The 20,763-nt window shown below is 60.5% G+C and carries 13 protein-coding genes and 8 pseudogenes; 13 read left to right on the top strand and 8 right to left on the bottom strand.

Annotated elements, in window-relative coordinates; all coding sequences use genetic code 11:
- Positions 1–132: 132 nt before the first annotated feature.
- The 4 genes from NKH13_RS34355 to NKH13_RS34340 are packed head-to-tail and all read right to left on the bottom strand — an operon-like array spanning position 133 to position 5,208.
- A complete protein-coding gene (locus NKH13_RS34355; RefSeq protein ID WP_352917243.1) occupies positions 133–1,818 on the bottom strand; it encodes an ABC transporter ATP-binding protein in 1,686 nt (561 codons plus the stop codon).
- On the bottom strand, positions 1,818–2,642 hold the full coding sequence (locus NKH13_RS34350; protein ID WP_352917241.1) for an ABC transporter permease: 825 nt from the start codon (positions 2,640–2,642) through the stop codon (positions 1,818–1,820). Before NKH13_RS34350 ends, NKH13_RS34355 begins: the two co-directional genes overlap by 1 nt.
- Before the next feature lie 9 nt (positions 2,643–2,651).
- The gene (locus tag NKH13_RS34345; protein ID WP_352917239.1) at positions 2,652–3,608 is read right to left on the bottom strand and encodes an ABC transporter permease; all 957 of its coding nucleotides are present in this window, start codon (positions 3,606–3,608) and stop codon (positions 2,652–2,654) included.
- A 16-nt stretch (positions 3,609–3,624) separates the two neighbouring features.
- The gene (locus tag NKH13_RS34340) at positions 3,625–5,208 is read right to left on the bottom strand and encodes an ABC transporter substrate-binding protein (RefSeq protein WP_352917237.1); all 1,584 of its coding nucleotides are present in this window, start codon (positions 5,206–5,208) and stop codon (positions 3,625–3,627) included.
- A 592-nt stretch (positions 5,209–5,800) separates the two neighbouring features.
- Here NKH13_RS34340 and NKH13_RS34335 point away from each other — a divergent pair.
- Entirely contained in the window at positions 5,801–5,941 is a 141-nt protein-coding gene (locus NKH13_RS34335; protein ID WP_352917235.1) for a hypothetical protein, read from the top strand.
- A 311-nt stretch (positions 5,942–6,252) separates the two neighbouring features.
- Here the strand turns inward: NKH13_RS34335 and NKH13_RS34330 are convergent, their stop codons facing one another.
- From NKH13_RS34330 to NKH13_RS34315, 4 genes and pseudogenes are all read right to left on the bottom strand, one after another.
- Positions 6,253–6,990, bottom strand: coding sequence for a TetR/AcrR family transcriptional regulator (locus NKH13_RS34330; protein WP_352917233.1), 738 nt, complete (start codon positions 6,988–6,990; stop codon positions 6,253–6,255).
- A gap of 317 nt (positions 6,991–7,307) precedes the next feature.
- A pseudogene (locus NKH13_RS34325) lies at positions 7,308–7,697 on the bottom strand (IS5/IS1182 family transposase); the annotation flags it as partial.
- 57 nt (positions 7,698–7,754) lie between these two features.
- Entirely contained in the window at positions 7,755–8,012 is a 258-nt protein-coding gene (locus NKH13_RS34320) for a TetR family transcriptional regulator C-terminal domain-containing protein (protein ID WP_352917231.1), read from the bottom strand.
- Between the two features lie 761 nt (positions 8,013–8,773).
- Positions 8,774–9,766 carry a 3-hydroxyacyl-CoA dehydrogenase NAD-binding domain-containing protein gene (locus tag NKH13_RS34315; RefSeq protein WP_352917229.1) on the bottom strand — a complete coding sequence of 331 codons (993 nt, stop codon included), beginning with the start codon at positions 9,764–9,766 and terminating at the stop codon, positions 8,774–8,776.
- Positions 9,767–10,142: 376 nt separating this feature from the next.
- Here NKH13_RS34315 and istA point away from each other — a divergent pair, with 376 nt between their 5' ends.
- The 12 genes and pseudogenes from istA to NKH13_RS34255 form a co-directional block, all read left to right on the top strand.
- Positions 10,143–11,711, top strand: coding sequence for an IS21 family transposase (istA, locus tag NKH13_RS34310; protein WP_352917227.1), 1,569 nt, complete (start codon positions 10,143–10,145; stop codon positions 11,709–11,711).
- A pseudogene (locus tag NKH13_RS34305) lies at positions 11,644–12,236 on the top strand (ATP-binding protein); the annotation flags it as partial. The gene istA and the pseudogene NKH13_RS34305, both read left to right, overlap by 68 nt.
- Positions 12,237–12,336: 100 nt before the next feature.
- Complete coding sequence (locus tag NKH13_RS34300; protein ID WP_352917225.1) at positions 12,337–13,299, top strand: NUDIX hydrolase; 963 nt, start codon at positions 12,337–12,339, stop codon at positions 13,297–13,299.
- Between the two features lie 62 nt (positions 13,300–13,361).
- Positions 13,362–13,514, top strand: a pseudogene (gene nadA, locus NKH13_RS34295) (quinolinate synthase NadA); the annotation flags it as partial.
- Positions 13,502–14,557, top strand: a pseudogene (locus tag NKH13_RS34290) (FAD-binding protein); the annotation flags it as partial. The pseudogenes nadA and NKH13_RS34290, both read left to right, overlap by 13 nt.
- A 10-nt stretch (positions 14,558–14,567) precedes the next feature.
- Positions 14,568–15,421: pseudogene (gene nadC, locus NKH13_RS34285) on the top strand (carboxylating nicotinate-nucleotide diphosphorylase).
- Between the two features lie 99 nt (positions 15,422–15,520).
- Complete coding sequence (bioB, locus tag NKH13_RS34280) at positions 15,521–16,519, top strand: biotin synthase BioB (protein WP_352917245.1); 999 nt, start codon at positions 15,521–15,523, stop codon at positions 16,517–16,519.
- Positions 16,516–17,642 (top strand): annotated as a pseudogene (locus NKH13_RS34275) (8-amino-7-oxononanoate synthase). The gene bioB and the pseudogene NKH13_RS34275 overlap by 4 nt, the downstream one beginning before the upstream one ends.
- Before the next feature lie 11 nt (positions 17,643–17,653).
- Positions 17,654–18,289, top strand: coding sequence for a dethiobiotin synthase (bioD, locus tag NKH13_RS34270; RefSeq protein ID WP_352917223.1), 636 nt, complete (start codon positions 17,654–17,656; stop codon positions 18,287–18,289).
- Positions 18,289–19,554, top strand: coding sequence for an adenosylmethionine--8-amino-7-oxononanoate transaminase (locus NKH13_RS34265; RefSeq protein WP_352917222.1), 1,266 nt, complete (start codon positions 18,289–18,291; stop codon positions 19,552–19,554). The genes bioD and NKH13_RS34265 overlap by 1 nt, the downstream gene beginning before the upstream one ends.
- Positions 19,551–19,685, top strand: a pseudogene (locus NKH13_RS34260) (3-oxoacyl-ACP synthase); the annotation flags it as partial. The gene NKH13_RS34265 and the pseudogene NKH13_RS34260, both read left to right, overlap by 4 nt.
- 646 nt (positions 19,686–20,331) lie before the next feature.
- Positions 20,332–20,436, top strand: a pseudogene (locus tag NKH13_RS34255) (biotin carboxylase N-terminal domain-containing protein); the annotation flags it as partial.
- Between the last annotated feature and the right edge of the window lie 327 nt (positions 20,437–20,763).

The raw sequence follows: 20,763 nt of genomic DNA, 5'->3' as shown, positions 1-20,763 counted from the left end.
CTCCTGTTCTCAAGATTGCGCTTCAACAGCCGCAATCCTTCAAAACAGAAGCGTCATCCGCAAACCCACGCACCAAATGACGCGTCAGCGGCTTCGTTCAATCCCGCAGATTCAGTCAAAATCTGAACTGCTCTAGTTCCCGGCGCTGGCCATCTTGCGGCTGTCGATCGCCTGTTCCAGCCAGCCGGTTTCCATCTCAGGAACCGATGACAGCAGCAGGTCGGTATAGTCGTCGAAGGGCGGCGTCAGCACCTTCCTCTTCACCCCGTATCGGACCACCTCACCGCGATACATGACGGCGATGGAGTCGGCGATCGACTTCACTGTGGCGATGTCGTGTGTGATGAAGAGATAGGCGACCTGCTCGATATGCTGGAGTTCGAGCAGGAGCTTCAGGATGCCGTTGGCCACCAGCGGATCGAGCGCGGATGTCACCTCGTCGCAGATGATCAGCTTCGGCTTGGCGGCGAGCGCGCGAGCGATGCAGACGCGCTGCTTCTGGCCCCCTGACAATTCCGCCGGGTAACGGTCGATGAAACCGGTCCCCATCTCGATTTCTTCGAGTAGTTCCTTGACCCGCCTGCCGCGCTCGGCACCCTTGAGGCCGAAATAGAAAGTCAGCGGGCGACCGACGATCGTGCCGACGGTCTGGCGCGGGTTCATCGCCACGTCGGCCATCTGGTAGATCATCTGCAACTGGCGCAGATCGTCCTTGGTGCGGTCGGAGAGCCTGTGCGAAAGGCTGCGGCCCTCGAAGAAGATTTCCCCCTGCTGCGGCGGGAGGAGGCCGGTGATGGCCCGTGCGAGCGTCGATTTGCCCGAGCCGGATTCACCCACCACCGCCAATGTCTGGCCGGGATGGATATCCACAGAGACGCTCTTCAACACCTTGACGATGCCCTGGCCGTAGCCCGCCGTCACATTCTTCACGGAGAGCACAGGCTTGGTCGTCGGCTGCTTTTCGTGATGCTCGATGTGATGAACCGAAACCAGCGCTTGGGTATAGGACTCGGTGGGTTCCTTGATGATTTGGCGGGTGCCGCCCCATTCGACCAGCCGCCCGTGCCGCAGCACCATGATCTCGTCCGACACCTGGGCAACGACGGCAAGGTCGTGGGTGATGTAGAGCGCCGCGACACGGGTGTCGCGGATGGCGTCCTTGATAGCCGCCAGCACGTCGATCTGCGTCGTCACGTCGAGCGCGGTGGTCGGCTCGTCGAAGACGATCAGGTCAGGCTCGGAGCACAGCGCCATTGCAGTCATCACGCGCTGCAGCTGGCCGCCGGAGACCTGGTGCGGAAAGCGTTCGCCGATCGTTTCCGGATTGGGCAGGCTGAGCTTCTTGAACAGCGCAACGGCGCGCCTCTCGGCCTCGGCCCGCGTCGCCGTGCCGTGCAGGAGGGCCGCTTCCACAACTTGGTCCATCAGCTTGTGCGCCGGGTTGAAGGCGGCGGCCGCCGATTGCGCGACGTAGCAGACCTCACGGCCGCGCAGCTTGCGAAACCCGTCCTTACCGCCCTTCAGGATATCGCGGCCGTTGAGGATGACTTCGCCGCCGGTGATGCGCACACCGCCGCGCCCATATCCCATCGACGACAGGCCGATGGTCGATTTGCCGGCGCCCGACTCGCCGATCAGCCCAAGCACCTTGCCCTTTTCGAGCGTCAGCGAGACGTCGTGGACGAGCACGATGTTCTTTGGCGGCTCGCCCGGCGGAAATACCGTCGCCTCGATGCGCAGATTGCGGATGTCGAGCAGCACGCCTGATTTCGGTTGCCGGGACTTCGGTTGCCCGGGCTTCGCTTTGGCGTCGGCCATCATCCGCGTCCTCCCTTGAGGCTGGTCGTACGGTTCAGCACCCAATCGGCGACGAGGTTGACCGAAATCGCCAGCATGGCGATTGCCGCCGCCGGGATCAGCGCCGCGCCGATGCCGAACACGATGCCATCCTTGTTCTCCTTGACCATGCCGCCCCAGTCCGCATCCGGCGGCTGCACGCCGAGGCCGAGGAAGGACAGCGTCGACAGGAACAGGACGGCGTAGATGAAGCGCAGGCCGAGTTCGGAAACCAGCGGCGACAGCGCGTTGGGCAGGATCTCGCGGAAGATGATCCAGCCCTCGCCCTCGCCGCGCAGCTTGGCCGCCTCGACGTAATCCATGACGTTGATGTCGACCGCGACCGCCCGCGACAGGCGGTAGACGCGGGTCGAGTCGAGAATGCCCATCACCAGGATCAGGGTCACAAGGTTGGTCGGAAGCACGGACAGAACGACGAGGCCCATGATCAGCGTCGGGATCGACATCAAAAGGTCGACAAAGCGCGACGGCAGCGTATCGAACCAGCCGCCGAACACCGCAGCCGAGAAGCCGAGGATGGCGCCGAGCGAGAACGACAATGCGGTGGCCAGCACGGCGATGAACAGGGTGATGCGGGCGCCGTAGATCATGCGCGACAGCAGGTCACGGCCGAGATTGTCGGTGCCGAGCCAATGTGCTGATGACATCGGTTCCCAGACGTCACCGATGATCTCGCCATTGCCGTGTGGTGCGATGAAGGGCGCGAAGACTGCCGCCAGCACGAACAGTGACGTCAGCACGATGCCGATCAACGCGGGGATGGGGATGCGTTTGATATCGAGCATGCCCGCCCCTTATTTCGGATGTCTGAGACGCGGATTGGCGACGATCGCCGCTATGTCCGCGATGATGTTGAGGCTGATATAGACGGCGGCGAAGATCAGGCCGACCGCCTGCACCACAGGCACGTCGCGCTTGGTGACGTGGTCGACCAGATACTGCCCCATGCCGGGATAGACGAAGATCACCTCGACCACGACGACGCCGACGATGAGATAGGCGAGGTTGAGCATGACGACATTGATGATCGGCGCGATCGCGTTCGGGAAGGCGTGCTTGCGAATGACGGCGAAGGCTGAAAGCCCCTTGAGCTCCGCGGTCTCGACATAGGCCGACTGCATGACGTTGAGGATCGCCGCGCGGGTCATGCGCATCATATGCGCCAGCACCACCAGCGTCAGCGCCGTCGCCGGCAGTGCGATGGCCTGCATGCGCTCGCCAAAAGGCATGCCGTCATAGACGGTCGAGATGCCGGGGAAGATCTGCCATTGCACGGCGAAGAAATAGACGAGCACATAGCCGATGAAGAATTCCGGAAAGGATGTCGAGGCGAGCGCCAGCCCAGAGATCAGCTTGTCGACCCAGCCATTGCGGTAGCGCACCGCGATGAGCCCGAGGATGATCGCCAGCGGCACCGCGATGATCGCCGCCCAGAAGGCGAGGAACAGCGTGTTCCACAGCCGCCCCTTGATCGAGGTCGCAATATCCTGCCCGCTCGACATCGCGGTGCCAAGATTGCCAGTGAGCACGCCGCCGAGCCAGCGAAAATACCTGATATAGGCCGGGTCGTTGAGGCCGAGCTGCTCGCGCAGATTGGCGAGCGACTCCGGCGTTGCAGACTGTCCGAGAATGGCTTGCGCGACGTCGCCGGGCAGGATCTGGGTGCCGGCGAAGATCAGCACCGACACCGCAAGCAACAGCAGAATGCCCAGCGCAATGCGCTGGGCCACAAGTTTTTGGATGGATGACATAAAATACCCGTCGGGCTTACGCCGTTAGCCAGCACTTCAAGGCAGCCATATTATTCATTAGACTCCAGTTCGGGTCGGGGACAAATCCGCCAACCTTGTCGGAGACTGCATCAATCCAATCGTTGAAGACTGGGGCGATAACTCCTCCTTCGTCGCGCAGAATACGACCCATATCGCTGTAGTCCTTCTTGCGTTTAGCGGGATCAAGCTCGGAGCGCGCAGCTACTAGGAGTCGATCGAAATCGGCGTTCTTGAAGCGGGTATCATTCCAGGGTGCGGTCGATAGATAAACGGTCGAATATATTTGATCTTGGGTCGGTCGCCCAGCCCAGTAAGCAGCGCAGAATGGCTGCTTGTTCCAAACCTCGGTGTCGTATCCGTCGTTTGGCTCGCGACGGACCTCGATCGGTATCCCGGCCTTCGCCGCGCTCTGTTGAAAGAGCTGAGCTGCTTCGACCGCTCCGGAAAAAGCGGCATCAGCAGTGTGCAAAATAATCGGCGTACCGTCATGACCTGACTTTTTATAGTAGGCAGCAGCCTGTTCTGGATCATACCGCCGCTGCGGAATTGAAGCATCAAAAAGCGGATAGCTCGCGTTTATCGGCATGTCATTGCCGACGCTGCCATAGCCTCGAAGTATCTTATCGACGATCTCATCCCGGTCGATCGCGAGCTTGAGGGCCATGCGAAGATCCTCATTATCAAAAGGCGGGGTATCGATATGCATGATAAAGACATAATGGCTGCGACCGGAAACGTTTTTAATTGAAATGCCTGGCATCCCCTTGAGTCGATCAGCAACCTTAGGGTCGACGCGGTTTACCATGTGTACCTGGCCGGATTGCAAAGCACCGTTTCGGGCCGTTGGATCATTAATAACAAGAACCTCGCTTTCGGCGACATGGCCGATATTGGAGTCCCAGTAGTTCGGAAACTTTTTAAAGGCGTAGCGTATCCCAGGCTGATTCGACTCCAACTTATAGGGGCCGGAAGCAATGCCCGCGCCAGGGTCGTCCTTGCCTCCATCGGGCTGTATAACCAGATGAAAATCAGCCATGTAATATGGGAAATCTGCATTAGGTGACTTGAGTGCAACCTTGAAGGTGTCCCCGTCAGTGGACAAGCGGTCTATGTCGGTGAGTAGTCCCCGCGCGCCAGACTTAGACTTCTCATCGGAGTGCCGCTCGATGGTTTTAAGTACGTCTTCCGCCGTGACAGACTTGCCGTTATGAAACTCGACTCCCTTGCGAATTTTGAACTCCCAATTGATGCCATCCTTGGATGCGTACTCCTCCGCCAGCCTAGGCTCAAGGTCGCTCGTGGGTTTCACATTGAGAAGGGTTTCACCGTAGTGCCGTAGCGCTAGAAAGTTTGTATCGTTGGCGGCATACGCCGGATCAAGCGTATCGGTGCTTGCTCCATTGCCAGCGCCAATCTTGAGGTGACCGCCCTTGATCGGCTCGCCTGCCATGGCAAAGTTAGGAAGGATCGAAGCCGCGGCGGCGCTGAGGCCAAGTGCCGAGGCACGACCGAGGAATTCACGCCGCGACATTTGGCCGGCGTCAAAGCTAATTTTCAGGCCCTCAAGTTCAGTAGTCATGTGAGATCCTCCCAGTGAAGATTAATGCCGGCGAACACACGCCTTTTTCGAAGCACGTTACATAGCTTATAAGATTTACGGCATTCGCCGCTATATACACATTGGGAGATAGTTGCTGATACTGAATTGATATTCTCCCATCCCGAACTGGACCTCAGCCCAGCATGAGGGGTGTTCCCTCTTAATGTTTCAGAAACGCTAGCGGCACGGGAGTACCAAGACAACTGGATAAAAAGTTATGTTCCGCGGGACTAAATGTTATGTGCCGATTCGGTGCTGTAGGTTCAATCTCGGCGACGCCCACCGAGGCTAGCCTTGTGTGTTCCGCAGCCGGTGGGATCAAGATTTGCGACCTGTGTCAATTGCGGAAACGGCCTCTCAATTGCGGTATCCGGAATCACCAGGGAAGGCGGCTAAGGCGATCACCTCAGATGGCCGACGAAGCGATTTGCGTTGTGAGGATCGCCTACCGCGAATCCAGCACCGCGCCTAAGCCTTCCGGCGCACCGTCGCGGCGGCGGGACGTCCAAAATGCGCGGCCTGCTTCCAAGATGGTGCGGAAGCGGTTGCGGATGGTAGGATGGAGCGCGGAATGGACTGTGCATTCCTGCGCCGCAGCCTTGCCACCCAACGGGTCACGCAGCGGGGGGCGATGAACGAGGTCGCCGATCTTGTCGGGAACCTGTGCGATCAGAACAACAAGGCTATGCTGTCTCGGTTGTTTGCTAACTGAGGTCCCCTGCACTTTGCGGGAGGCGTCGCATGACCGCCACTGCCAGTATCTCGGCGAGAAGGCCGAGCGTTACATCGAGGTGCGCCTTCGGCAACGCTAGTCCTATTTCGGCGCTGACCAAGCAGCGCAACTCCCGCAACCGCAGCCTGCTATCGTGACGCCTTGTGCATGGCGATCCGCTTTCCCGCCGCCGTGCGTACCGCCGAACCGCTCCTTTGGGCGTCCAACGTGTGCTAGCGATCGCCATAGGACGGGCGTGCAGCGAGCTGACGCAGCCCTCATCATCGAGGATACAAAATGATCAGGTTGGATCAGGACGGTGGGCTCAAACGCTGCCTACGATTTTTCGTTGCTTCGCTATCTTGGTCCACTATCTCTCCATTCTTCTGGTCGGCACTGATGCGCCCGTTGGCAGTCTTGATGCTTTGGGCGTCAGCGCTAACCTGAAGAGCCTGCTGTCGCGCCCAAGAGCGAATCAAGCCCAGATGCAGTTTCAACTGTGAGCGCTGAACGCCACTCGTCCAGACAGCTCGATTTGTCACGCCGCCAGCGCTCAGACCGAAGATAAATGTGACAATCGAACGTAGCGCGCTCCCGAAGATTTCCTTTGGCCACTCGGCACTTTCTGGCCAACCAGAGCGGATGACTTGGGCGAAAATGCTCACGCCTTCACGATGCAGCGTAGCGTTGAGCTTACGAAATTCAGAATCGGCAGCAATTACCCCCCAGAAATTCACCCAGATCAGGCTGTCCTCAAAATGGGCCCTGGATGCTGGAATCGCGACATCAAGTAGAGTGGCAAGATCCGTTTCACCTTTTGCCAGCCGATGAGCCATGTTGCGTTCCATGTTAAGAAGTGGGATGCGCAAGGCAGCTGCGATAATGTCCGCTTTGCTTTCGAAGTAATGGGTAATCATTCCCGTCGTTACGCCAGCGGCATTGGCGATATCGATCATCGTGACCGCGGCAATGCCCTTCCCCGCTATCGCCTTACAGGCTGCCTTGGCGATGCGAAGTCGTGTCTGCTCAACATCAATAATCTTTGGCATGGCTTCCAGTTCATCTCTCAGTTAATTTCGCGAGCGTGTCCATCTGCTTCGAAGAGGTGCCAGATGGTGGCGAATTGGTGGTCCTTAGCACGATTAGCTTCATGCTCTAGGATCATTAGGCCGTCTGCTCTTACGAGCAAATGCGAGGCGGTCAATACTAATCCGGCGGCCGTGAAAAATGATAGGGGGCCAAGCTTTGATCGGGGTTGACCGACTCTGGATGGCGAGGATAACAAACCATAAAAGCGCACGCTAAACCAGTTTTGGGAGACAGCTAGAAGTTGTCGCCGTCCGGCACCAGGACAGCCTTGACGGCATCTGCCGGCGAGATAGTTGCGGCCCATCGCCTCCGATGACCGGCTCGATTGCGGAACAACACCGCATCTGTCGCTTGATGGCCGGGGTGACGGGGCGTTTCTGGCGAAGACCCCGGCGCGTTATGGCTGCGATAGCCGGCGTCGGCAAGGATGCGACTGATCTCGTTAGCGATGGTCCGCTCTATGTCAGAAATAACGGCCTTGCGCGCGTGGCCGCCGGCGAACTGGCCACTCTTCGAGCGTTTCATTGGCAATCTTGCGGCCGCGCTGGCGCCCACGCTGATCGAGAACGGTGGAGGCCTGATAGAGTGCCATTTGAACAGCGCATCCAATTCCGCATGGCCTGATCGGCGGGAGGTGTCGCGAAATGGTCCGGCCGAGATAACGGCGGTGATCTTCCACATCCGAGCTTCCTCAGTGCGCAGGGCCATGTCGTCGTGGTTCTCGTCAATTCCTCCGTAGGAAAGGGGCCGCGAGCTTTTGATTCAATCCGGCTCGTGTCAAGTAGCGATTAAGGCTAGCGATTTGTCGACGAGCAGGCCAAGCCTTCGGTTCCAGGACCGCGCGGATGCCCATGCCATTGATCAACGCAATCAGTTCTTCCGCCTGATCTTCCATTTCCTGTTTGCTCAGAGAGGCAGATCGTTGGCTCAGGCCCGCGATACAGGTCTTTACCTGCTCCAGCCAAGCGGCATGGTCTGCCACAAGAGCAGCAGGGAATCTGTATCAGGAAAATAATGGGTCAAAGCACCGGTAGTGAACCGCCGTGCTATCTTGACGAGTTTGACTTTGTCGAGACCCCACTCCGCGATAGCCTCGCAGGCGGTTTCGGCAAATTGTTCACGTCTTAGATCGTGGTCGACTATCTTTGGCATGATTCTTGATATATGGCGGTGACAGGTCGCGCAATGCCCTTTGAGAACGATGTCCCTGCCACCTGTCGAGCCAGCCGAATGCAAGAAACTTCTTTAAAGCGGCCGGATATGAGGGCAGTTAGTCGCGACACGTTTTTGAGCTCGCCCGGGATCAACTTTGTGACCTCCGCCGATCGCACGCGCACTAACTCCGGCATCCTACTTACGACATACGCAGGAACGGAGCTACCCAGCCCAAGTGGTAGCGGTTGGTACATCGCGATCTCCTCCAGCCGCAATGACTCATGACTCAAACAAACTGGAACCCTGAATCCCTTTAAGACGCGACACAGATTAAGTCGGTGCGTGCATCGAATGCATATTGCAGCGCCGCTGATGTCTAGCATGCATACAACCCGGGCGCGAGAGTGGTAAGGTCCACACTCGCACCCAGCGCAAAGTCTTACATATTCGAACTCGCCAGTCAGATTCCTGGCGGCGTCCGATCCTGTATACTGGTATCTGTTCCGACGCCTGACCGCACTCCGTGCCACTGAGGCCGCTTGAAATGATGCACCCCACAAACGTTCCCGTAAAGGACAAATGCAGGCTCTACACTGCGGCCTTTGCCCGGATCCGCGCTTCAAACTCATTCAGAGTTTTCCCAGCTCCCATGTTGTACTTTGCCAGAACTCTCTGGATGGCAACCATACACTCGTCTCGAATCTTCTCCTGTTCCCTAACCGATTTCCCTGCCACCTGGTCCGCTGTACCTTTTGCGAAGCGATCGATTATTTCTCTGGTCACAGCGGGGGCCGTGTTGTGTGACCAGGGCCAATCAACCGATGGCCCAAATTGCTTAAAGAAATATTCAACGCCACCCTGCCCAGCCGAGAGCATGTAGAGTTGGCTCATTCCCATGATTGCCCAACGTAAACCGGGACCATACACGATACTTTCGTCGATTTCGCTTGTACTTGCTATATCGTCATTGACCATGTGGAGAATTTCACGCCACATTGACTCCTGAAGCCTATCCGAAAGATGACCCGAGACCTCACGCCTTAGCGTCAGGACGTGCATTCCAATCGATCGGTAGAATTCAGCGGCTGCCTCCTTCACCTCCGGACTCGTTTGGCTGTTTCCCACGACCTCAACCAGGGGACACAGGTAGACGGGATTGAACGGATGACCAACGATCACTCGCTCCGGATGGGATATGCCAGTGTGCAATTCGCTTGGCATGAATCCCGACGTGCTTGAGGATATAACAACGTCCGGGTCGGCCACTTTGGAGACGGACTCCAGCACCCGCAACTTTAGTTCGAGACGCTCGGGCACATTTTCCTGAATAAAGTCGGCCTGGGCCGCCATCGCTGCTGCGTCTAGGGTGAATGCTAACTTGCCCGGGGCCGGCATGGGCACTCCAGCAGTTAGCGCCTGCAATTGTGGCATTGCATGTTCAACAGTCTCTCGAATCCATTCCTCCATTTTCGGATCGACGTCAGCGGCGATCACGTCGATACCACAATGCAATGCACGTGCAGCCCAACCACCACCGATTACGCCAGTACCAAGCAACCCAAGGGTCCGAACTTTACGCATATTTCCTCCTATAATTTTGACGGTAAACGGTAAAAAGAGGACCGCAGTTCAGAGGGCGGCCGCTCTCTTCTCTCCCAAATCCTCCGCGCAGGTGACAAGCACGTCCATGTCCATATCTCACCCTTGCTGCAGATTTTATAACAGAGGATATATAACATTCCTTTTCGTAAACACGCAACCCAAATGAGCGGCATGCTGGGGCTCAGGGCTCGTCAATTTAGAGATAAAACCAAGCTCAATGCACGGGACCACGGACGCTGGGTGTGATTTTTCGTGGAATGAGAACCCTGTTTGAGGGGTGATTTTCGTTCAAACGGGACCCCTCAACGTGGGGTCATCAAGATGCCTCCGGTTTCATCGGAGGCATTTGTTTTGGATGTTGGTTGTGGAGACGATTGCAAAGATACGCCGACTGTCGCTGGTGCAGGGAAAGTCGATCAAGGCGATCTGCCGGGAGCTGAAGATCTCCCGGAAGGTGGTGCGCAAGGTTTTGCGTTCCGAGGAGACAGAGTTCCGCTACGAGCGCAAGCATCAGCCTTATCCCCGGATGGGCGCCTGGCGTGACGAGTTGGATCGGCTGCTGTCGGCGAATGCGGCCAAGTCTCAGCGGGAGCGGCTGACACTGATCCGCATCTTTGAGGAGCTTCGCGGCCTTGGCTATGACGGCAGCTACAGTTCGGTCTGGCGGCATGCTCAGAATTGGGAGGCGGATCGCGGCAGCGCCGTGGCCGAAGCCTACATTCCGTTGAGCTTCGCGCCGGGCGAGGCCTACCAGTTCGACTGGAGCCACGAGATCGTTCTGCTCGACGGCGTGACGGTAACGGTGAAGGTGGCGCACATGCGGCTTTGTCACAGCCGTATGTTCTTCGTGCGGGCCTATCCGCGCGAAACGCAGGAGATGGTGTTCGACGCCCATGACCGGGCGTTCAGCTTCTTCCGCGGCGCCTGCACGCGCGGCATCTACGACAACATGAAGACGGCGGTGGACGCGATCTTCATCGGCAGGGATCGCCGCTACAACCGCCGCTTTGCGCAGATGTGCGGGCACTATCTTGTCGAGCCGGAGGCCTGCACGCCGGCGGCCGGCTGGGAGAAGGGGCAAGTCGAAAACCAGGTCGGGCTGGTGCGCGAGCGCTTCTTCACGCCGAGGCTGCGCTTCAAAACGCTGGAGGATCTCAACGGCTGGCTGGCCGACAAATGCGTCACCTACGCCAAGGCGCACCGGCATCCCGAGCAGGGCGAGCGTACGGTCTGGGAGCTGTTCGAGGAAGAACGCGCCAGCTTCATTCCCTATGCCGGTCGCTTCGACGGCTTCCATTGCATTCCCGCGTCGGTGTCGAAGACCTGCACGGTGCGCTTCGACAACAACAAATACTCGGTGCTGTCGAGTGCCGTCGGCCGGCCGGTCGAGATCCATGCTTATGCCGACCGGATCATTATCCGCCAGGACGGCGTGGTCGTGGGCGAGCATGCCCGCTGCTTCGGCCGCAACGAGGTCATCTACGATCCCTGGCACTACGTGCCGGTGCTAGCCCGCAAGCCGGGTGGATTGCGCAACGGCGCGCCGTTCCTTGGCTGGGTCCTGCCGTCGGCAATGGAGAAGGTGCGCCGCAAGCTCAAGGCGGTTGATGACGGGGATCGGCAGATGGTGTCGATCCTCACCTGCGTGCTGACCGACGGATTGAGCGCCGTCGAGGCCGCCTGCCAGGAAGCCATCGAGCACGGCGTCTCGTCGGCGGCGGTGATCCTCAACATCCTGGCCCGCAGCCGCGATCCGGCGCCGGGCACGATCCTTTCCATTCCCCAGGCGCTGAAGCTGGCTCACGAGCCGATCGCCGACTGCGCCCGCTATGACAGCCTCAGGAGGACGAACAGCCATGGAACGCACCGAAGTACTGGAACTGATGGGGGCGCTGAAACTCTTCGGGATGCGCGCGGCCTATGACGAGATCATGGGCGTCGCCATCAAGCGGCAGCACGAACCGCCGAAGATCGTCGGCGATCTGTTGCAGGCCGAGATATCGGAGAAGCAGGCCCGCTCCATCAAATACCAACTCACCGTCGCCAAGCTTCCGCTGGCCAAGGATATCGAGGACTTCGACTTCACCGACACGCCCGTCAACGCGAGCCTGATCCGCGACCTCGCCACCGGCGCTTTCGTCGCCGATCAGCGCAAATCGTCCTGGTCGGCGGGACAGGCACCGGCAAGTCGCATCTGGCGATCGCCATTGCCCGTTCTCTCATCCGCAACGGCGCACGCGGGCGCTTCTTCAACGTCGTCGACCTCGTCAACAGGCTCGAGACCGAGACCCGTGCCGGCCGGCAGGGCCGCATCGCCGATCATCTTACCCGGCTCGACTTCGTCGTACTCGATGAGCTCGGCTATCTGCCCTTCGCTCTGGCCGGCGGGCAATTGCTCTTCCATCTGGTCTCGAAGCTTTACGAACGCACCAGTGTCATCATCACCACCACGGGCACGATGTTGACGCGCCGACAATTATCGTGGAAAACCAAATTAAATCGGTTCAGCTGCTTCCGTAGCGTCACTCAGCCCAGCCAGATCAGGGATCATGGACCAGCACGAAAAGCCGACCAGGCAACGCAGATCTGGAGGCAAGGGCAGCAACGTCAAGGCAGACCTGATCGCTGTCGTCGTCGCCATGAACAACAGCGTCCCCTGCGTTCTCACTATCCCGCAGGCAAACGCCGTGCCGTCAGGTCCGTTCGAACTCGCTCACCGTTCACTGCAGTCCGGCCTCAGGGGATGGGTCGAACAACAGACCGGCCACCCGCTCGCCTATATCGAACAGCTCTACACCTTCGCCGATCGCGACAGGATCGGCGCCGAGGAGCGCGTAATTTCGATCAGCTATCTCGCGCTTACGCAGATCGAAGATGCGGGCGCCGCAGCCAGGCGATCCTGGGCAAGCTGGTACGACTATTTTCCCTGGGAGGATCATCGCTCCGGCGCGCCGGCGGCAGTGTTGGAAGATTTGCGGCCGCGCCTGAGGGAATGGGCGGACAGCGCCGACGAAACCGCCATCCGGCTCGATCGCCGGCGGCGCACGGCTATCGCTTTCGGCTTCGACGACCGGTCATGGAACGAAGAGTTCGCGCTGCAGCGCTATGAGCTTCTCTACGAGGCGGCGCTTGTGGAGGAAGCGATACGGGGTAGATCTTCAGCCGCAACTACTCCGGTAGCGGGCAAATCCATGATCGCCGATCACCGCCGCATCCTGGCAACGGCTATTGCGCGGCTGCGCTCCAAAATCAAATACCGGCCGGTCGTGTTCGAACTGATGCTGCCACTCTTTACACTATTGCAGCTGCAGCGAACCGTGGAAGCGCTCTCCGGCAGGCTCATCAACAAACCAAACTTTCGCCGGCTCATCGAACAGCAGGAGCTGGTTGAAAAGACCGGAGAGACGACCACTGAGACCGGCGGCCGCCCGGCGCAGCTCTACCGCTTCCGCCACGACATTCTCGATGAGAGGCCGGTGGCTGGGACAAAATTGCCGCTTATGCGGGCTTGACATCCATTATAGTCATAAAGGATACATGTCTTATATTCTCATAGACTATAACTGGAGGCTCGATGAGCGCGTCGGCAAGCGTCAAAGCCGAGTCCGACATCTGCTGCACCTCCGGCAACGCAAAGGCCGTTGTCGAATCCCTTGGCGTACCCCGGGTGATCATGCTGCCGGACGAATATCTGGCTGCGAATATCGCCGCCCAGACCGACGTCCAGTGACGGTGCGGCAGAATGCGATCAGAGGCGTCTGGGCGAGCTGTTCGATAGGACCGGTTTTCTTCGGCTCTCAGCGGGTCGTCCTCGCCACCGGTGGCGTCGGAGGGTTGTTTTTCGACACCACCAATCCTTCGGGCAGTTGCGGACAGGGCCTGGCGCTAGCAGCCCGCGCCGGAGCTATCCTTGCCGATCTCGAGTTCATCCAGTTCCGCCCAACCGCGCTTGACGGCCCGGTCCGCCCTATGGCGCTGGTCAGCGAGGCTGTCCCCGGCGAAGGTGCTGCCCTGATCGATGAAACCGGCCAGGCTTTTCTGCAAAGGGTGCCAGGGGCGGAACTAGCGCCTCGCGATGTCTTGGCGCGCGCCGTCTGGAACCATCTTGCGAACGGCCACCGTGTTTTTCTCGACGCGCGGCAACGGCTTGGCCCCGAATTTGCGCGGCACTTCCCCACAATCGCATCCGCGTGTCGTGGAGCCGGCATTGATCCCACGCGCGATCTCATCCCCATTCGTCCTGCCCAGCACTATCACATGGGCGGCGTTGACGTGGACGGCGCCGGGAGGACATCCGTCGAAGGGCTTTGGGCCTGTGGCGAAGTCGCCTCGACCGGACTGCATGGCGCCAACAGGCTCGCGAGCAATTCCTTGACCGAGGCCGTCGTATGCGCACGCTGGGTCGCTGAAAGCGTGGCCGGAACGCCTGCTCGCAGAACAAAGCCTGCGTTTGCGGGCGAGTACCCATCGCCTGACCCGGCAACGGTGCGTCCTTTCCTGTCGCGGGCACTCGGCATTGTCCGAGATGGTGAAGCTTTGAAAGCAGCTGCACGGAGCCTGTTGCCGCTCGCCGAAAGCGAGGCCGCGGCATCGGATCCGGCGGCTGTCGGGCTGATGATTGCGATTGCCGCCTTGCGGCGCCGAGAGAGCCGCGGCGCTCATTACCGCGAAGACTTTCCCCATCATGAGGCTGTTGCCCGACGTTCCTCGATCACCCTCGAAGCCGCCTTGGCGGCAGCGCGGGAACTCGGACATTCCCCAAGCTTCGAAGGGCAAATTGATGAAGCTCTCACCGCTTCCCACGGTCATGTTCGAGCCGCTCGTGCGGGCAGCTCTTCTCGAAGACCTTGGCAGAGCCGGCGATGTGACCACGGATGCAGTCGTCCCGAAAGAACACCAGGCGAGGACCGTGCTGGCGGCGCGCCAGTCCGGAGTTGTGGCCGGCCTCGATCTGGCGATGCTTGCTTTCCGCCTGATCGATCCTGACGTCGAAATCCTGGTGGAGCGGGCAGACGGCAACAATGTCACGCACGGTGAGGTCATTGCGTCAGTGATTGGCCCGGCGCGGGCCATTCTCACAGCCGAACGGACAGCACTCAATTTTCTGTGCCATCTGAGTGGCGTCGCCACGGCAACCGCATCGATTGTCACCGCGGTTCGCGGACATGGCGCCAAGATCGTCTGCACGCGCAAGACGACGCCCGGATTGCGGGCGCTGGAAAAGTACGCCGTGCGCGCAGGTGGCGGCTCCAATCACCGCTTCGGCCTCGACGACGCCATCCTGATCAAGGACAACCACATCGCCATCGCCGGCGGAATTCGACCCGCGATTGAGCGGGCACGAAACAGCGCCGGCCATCTGGTCAAGATCGAAGTCGAGGTCGACACCCTGAACCAGTTGGAGGAGGTGCTTGGTTCGCGCCCGACGCGGTCCTTCTCGACAACATGTCCCTCGACGATCTCCGTCGCGCCGTCGCAATCGTTGGCGGTCGGGCGATCACGGAGGCTTCCGGCACGATCACATCCGATACCGCGCGTGCGATTGCCGCGACCGGCGTTGACCTGATTTCCATCGGTCGACTGACGCACAGCGCGCCGATCCTGGATATCGGCCTCGATTATCGCAGTTCATGATCGAGCGATGAACGGAAAGGCGCAGGTCGATGACGGTTCGATCGCCGTCAGGCGCACAAGAAGGCGCGGCAAAAGCAGGGCCGAGGGAACAGGATGGACATGCACACAACCAGTTCGACGACGACATTCTCACAAGTTCAAGCCCCTGACGCCGGGATGTGGACCCGGGAGAAGGCTCGGGCACTTCACGATGCGCCCTTCAACAATCTCCTCTTCCTCGCGCAAACCGTCCATCGCGAGAACTTCGATCCCAACAAGGTCCAGCTCAGCCGGCTTCTCAGCATCAAGACAGGCGGCTGCCCGGAGGATTGCGGCTATTGCAGCCAGTCCGCGCATCACGAGACCGGTCTGAAGGCGTCGAAACTGATGGAAGTCAGGCGCGTCATCGCCGAAGCGACCAAGGCGCGTGACGCCGGCGCCACCCGCTGTTGTATGGGTGCGGCCTGGCGAAACCCCAAGGCGCGCGACATGGATGCGGTGGTGGCGATGGTCGAAGGCGTCAAGGCGCTCGGCATGGAGACCTGCATGACGCTGGGCATGCTCGATCTCGAGCAGACCGCTCGACTGAAGCGGGCTGGTCTCGACTACTACAACCACAACATCGATACGTCGGAGCGCTACTACAACGAGATCATCAGCACGCGCAGCTTTGCCGACCGGCTCGATACGCTCGAGCAGGTTCGCCGATCCGGCATCAAGGTCTGCTGCGGCGGCATTGTCGGCATGGGCGAAGAGCCGGTGGACCGGATCGACATGCTGGTGACGCTGGCCAATCTGCCGGAGCATCCGCAAAGCGTTCCGATCAACATGCTGATCCCGATCGCCGGCACCCCGCTTGCCGAAGCCAAGCCCATCGAGCCGATCGAATTCGTGCGCGTGATCGCCCTGGCACGCATCATGATGCCGAAATCGCACGTGCGCCTTTCCGCCGGCCGCACCGCCATGACCGACGAGATGCAGGCGCTGTGCTTCTTCGCGGGTGCCAACTCGATCTTCGTCGGCGACACGCTGCTGACGGCGGACAATCCCGGCGAAGACAAGGATACCCTTCTCTTCCGGCGCCTCGGCATCGAGCCGATGGACCTCGAGGCGCAATGACCGGGGCACCGCTTGCCCGCTATGATGCGACCCTGCAGGGGTTGGCGCGCAAGGACCGGTTGCGGACGCTATCGCCGCGCGCCGGGCTCGACTTCTCGTCGAACGACTATCTCGGGCTTGCCGCCTCCAGGAGACTGGGCGATGCGGTTGCGGCGGCGATCGCGCGGGGCACGCCGGTCGGCGCCACAGGATCGCGGCTGTTGCGCGGCAATGCACCGGAACATGAGCAACTGGAGGCGGACGCGGCGACGTTCTTTGGCGCCGAATGCGCAATGTTCTTCGGCAGCGGCTACATCGCCAACTTCGCTCTGCTGACGGCGCTGCCGCAGAAGGGCGACCTGCTGGTCCTTGACCAGCTCGCCCATGCCAGCACGCATGAGGGCGCGCAGGCCGGGCGCGCCCAGTTGCTGGCCGCGCACAACGACGTCGACGCTGTCGAGGATGCCATCACGCGCTGGCGCGCCGACGGCGGCATGGGGCGCGTCTGGATCGCGGTCGAAAGCCTCTACAGCATGGATGGTGACTGTGCGCCGATGGAGAGCCTGGTAGCGCTTGCTGATCGGCACGAGGCATTCCTCGTCGTCGACGAGGCGCATGCCACCGGCGTCTGCGGACCGGACGGCCGCGGGCTGGCCGCCGCTTTCGAGGGCCGCGACAACATCATCGCGCTCCACACATGCGGTAAGGCGCTTGGCGCTTCCGGCGCGCTGGTCACCGGGCCGCAAACACTGTGCGAATCAACCGGTGCCGGCCATTCATCTACGCCACCGCGCCATCGCCGCTGATGGCGGTCGCGGCACGCGAAGCGCTGGCTGTTCTGTCCGACGAGCCTATGCGGCGTGTTCGGTTGCATGAGCGTGTCGCCTTCGCCGGCCGTCTATTGGCCGAGCGCTGCGGTGTGAGGCCCAGCGGCTCGCAGATCCAGCCATTTGTCATTGGCGACGTCAGGCGCGCCATGACTGTGGCGGCGGCTCTGCAGGCGCGCGGTGACATACGCGGCATTCGTCCGCCGACCGTTCCCAAGGGCACGTCGCGTCTGCGCATTTCGCTGACGCTCAACGTCGACGAAGCCGACATTTGCGCCATGGTCGAGGCGCTCGTCGAGGTGTTGGCCCAAACATGACCGGAGGCGGCATGACCAAGCGCATCGTCATCACCGGAACAGACACCGGAATTGGCAAGACGGTGTTTGCGGCCGGGCTCGCTGGCCTGCTCGACGGCTTCTATTGGAAGCCGGTGCAATCGGGCCTCGATGACGAGACCGACAGCGAGGTCGTTGCGCGGCTTTCCGGCCTGCCGTCGGGGCGCGTGCTGCCGGAAGCCTATCGCTTAAAGAACCCGCTTTCGCCGCATCGCTCGGCCGAAATCGACGGCGTCTCGATCGAGGCGGCAGACCTCGCGCTTCCGGACGTGCCGGGTCCGCTCGTCATCGAGGGCGCGGGCGGGCTGATGGTGCCGCTCAACCGACAGACAAGGTTCATTGACATATTAGCACAATGGCAGCTGCCGGTCATACTGTGCGCCCGCACCGCGCTTGGCACAATCAACCACACCCTGCTGTCGATCGAGGCGCTGCGGGCGCGCTCCATCCCGCTGATCGGCGTCGCCTTCATCGGCGACGAGGCGGCCGACACCCAAAGGACGATCGCGGAATTCGGTGGCGTGCCACAGCTTGGCAGGCTGCCGCACCTCGATCCGCTGACCGGCAAAACGCTGAGGGACGCGATAATTGCCGGCTTCGACCTCGCTTTGATTACCGGAGGCGAATGATGTCGCAGTCCCACGTGTGGCATCCCTTCACCCAGCATGCGCTCGAGCCGGCGATTCCTGAAATCGTGCGGACCGAGGGCGCCTATCTCCACAAGGCCGACGGCGCGCGCATCCTGGACGCCATCTCCTCCTGGTGGGTCGTCACGCATGACCACCGCCATCCCCGCATCATGAAGGCGATCGAGACGACCGCGTCGAGCCTCGACCAGATCATTTTCGCAGGCTTCACGCACGAGCCGGCCGAACGACTGGCCAAGGCGCTTGTCGGTCTCGCTCCCTCCGGACTCGACTGGGTGTTCTATTCGGACAGCGGCTCGACCTCCGTCGAAGTCGCGCTGAAGATGGCGCTCGGTTATTTCCGCAACATCGGCGCGCCGCGCTCGCGCATCGTCGTCATGGAGCATAGCTACCATGGCGACACCATCGGCACGATGAGCGTCGGCGCCCGTGGCGTGTTCAACGCCGCTTACGAACCTTTGCTGTTCGAGGTCGACACCATCCCCTTCCCGGCCGCCGGGCGCGAGCAGGAAACGCTGGATCGGTTCGAGGCAGTTGCCCGCGACCGGCGCGCCGCCGCGCTGATCGTCGAGCCGCTGGTGCTTGGCGCCGGTGGCATGCTGATGTATCCGGCTTGGGTGCTGGCCGAATTGAAGAAGATCGCAAAAACCTCCGGCACGCTGTTGATCGCCGACGAGGTGATGACCGGCTGGGGCCGCACCGGGACCATGTTCGCCTGCGAGCAGGCGTCCATCTCTCCGGACATATTGTGCACCTCGAAGGGGTTGACCGGTGGCGCCATCCCGCTGGCCGCCACGCTTGCCACCGACGCCATCTTCCAAGCCCATTATTCGACGGACCGCAAGAAGACGTTTTTCCACTCGAGTTCCTACACCGCCAATCCGATTGCCTGCGCGGCCGGCCTCGTCAATGTCGAGATCTGGCGCGACGAGCCGGTGGCCCAGCGGATCGCGACCTTGAGCGCGATGCAGGCCGCCGGGCTTCAGCGCTTTCGCGACAACCCCTTCTTCAGCGACAGCCGGGCGACCGGCACGATCGCGGCACTCGACCTGCGCGCCAGCTCAGCCGGCTACCTCGCCGAGATCGGTCCGAAGCTGCGCGCGTTCTTCCTCGACCGGGGGCTGCTTGTCCGTCCGCTCGGCAATGTCCTCTACCTTATGCCGCCCTATTGCATCACCGGCGGCGAATTGGACGGGCTCTATGACGCCATCGAGGAGGCCGGCGAACGCTTCGGTTCGAGGCCATGAGCAGGTGGTCGCGCATTCTCGGGTTTGGCCATCATGCGCCTGGGCGCAAAGTGGAGAATGCCGAGATCGAGAACAATCTCGGGCTCGAACCTGGCTGGATCGAACGACGCACCGGAATTCGTTCGCGCTTCTCTGATAGCTGACGCTTTATGGATTGGACGCGACAGCGATTTCGGCCCGGCTCCTCCGAGCCCGCCGTATCTTGCATTCGGATCGATTTAGATGCCCGAATTTTGCAGTTAATGCAGCCTTAATTATCCCCAGCTAATGTGAGTGGGAACGCGTATTCAGTTCGAGTAGCTGTGCAAAAGGCCCGCCGCTCTTTGCCCTGAAGAGTGGCGGGTCTTTTTTGGCTGTGAAACGCTGGCGCGATCGGTGCGGATAGACGAACAAAACTTAGCTTCACGGTGTGTGCGCGGCGATATCTTTTGCGAGCGGGAAAAGATCGATGAGGCCCCGCATACAAGGATCACATCGATGACCCTCTTAGAGGCGAGCTAAGGCCAGTGTGCTTGCGTGATTGACAATATGGCTTCTCAACTATTTTGGGCCTACGGCGGACCTTGATTCCGCCTGGCCGGCGCTATCAAGTAGGTCCCAAGCAGCGCCGGCCCCTTTGGCGATCATAGTGAGCCGGCGTTCAACGGTCGCATTCGGCGGCGGTTCATTTGGGCGTCTCTGTCGCCTTCATGATGAAGCGGTTGAGCTTAATCCCTGCTCAATGCGTACACTGATAACGCAGACGGCATCTTCACGCGCATCCTTTGGAGGAGTCGAATGCTGATCTCAAAAATCCTTGTCGCCAACCGGTCCGAAATCGCCATCCGCGTCTTTCGCGCGGCCAACGAACTCGGCCTCAAAACCGTGTCGTGTTCCTGGGCTCGTACTTGACGGGATCAAGCGCAATCATGCTCCACCTCTCCTACATCATCTGGCGTTTGGCATAGAGCGCGATCGTACGTGCAAGGACGACATCGCTGGTCATCATCAGCGATTTAGGCCGGCCGTAGCTTGCCGTGCATGGTCCGGGCGACAACAGTGCCGAAGCGGCCGGCGACCAACCCATCATTCTGCAGCAAGCTCGGCCATCATCTTCACCAGGGGATCACTGAAGTCGGGGTCGGAGGCGCTCGCGTTCTCGATCACGCCGAAGTAGACGACGACGGTGCCGGTGTCAGGGTTCGCGAGCATAAACTGGCCGCCGTAGCC

The sequence above is a fragment of the Mesorhizobium sp. M1348 genome (genome assembly GCF_040317925.1).
In the GTDB taxonomy this organism is placed as follows: Bacteria; Pseudomonadota; Alphaproteobacteria; order Rhizobiales; family Rhizobiaceae; genus Mesorhizobium.
Note: the sequence above shows the minus strand (reverse complement) of the source record. Positions and strands in the feature narration are given on the sequence as shown.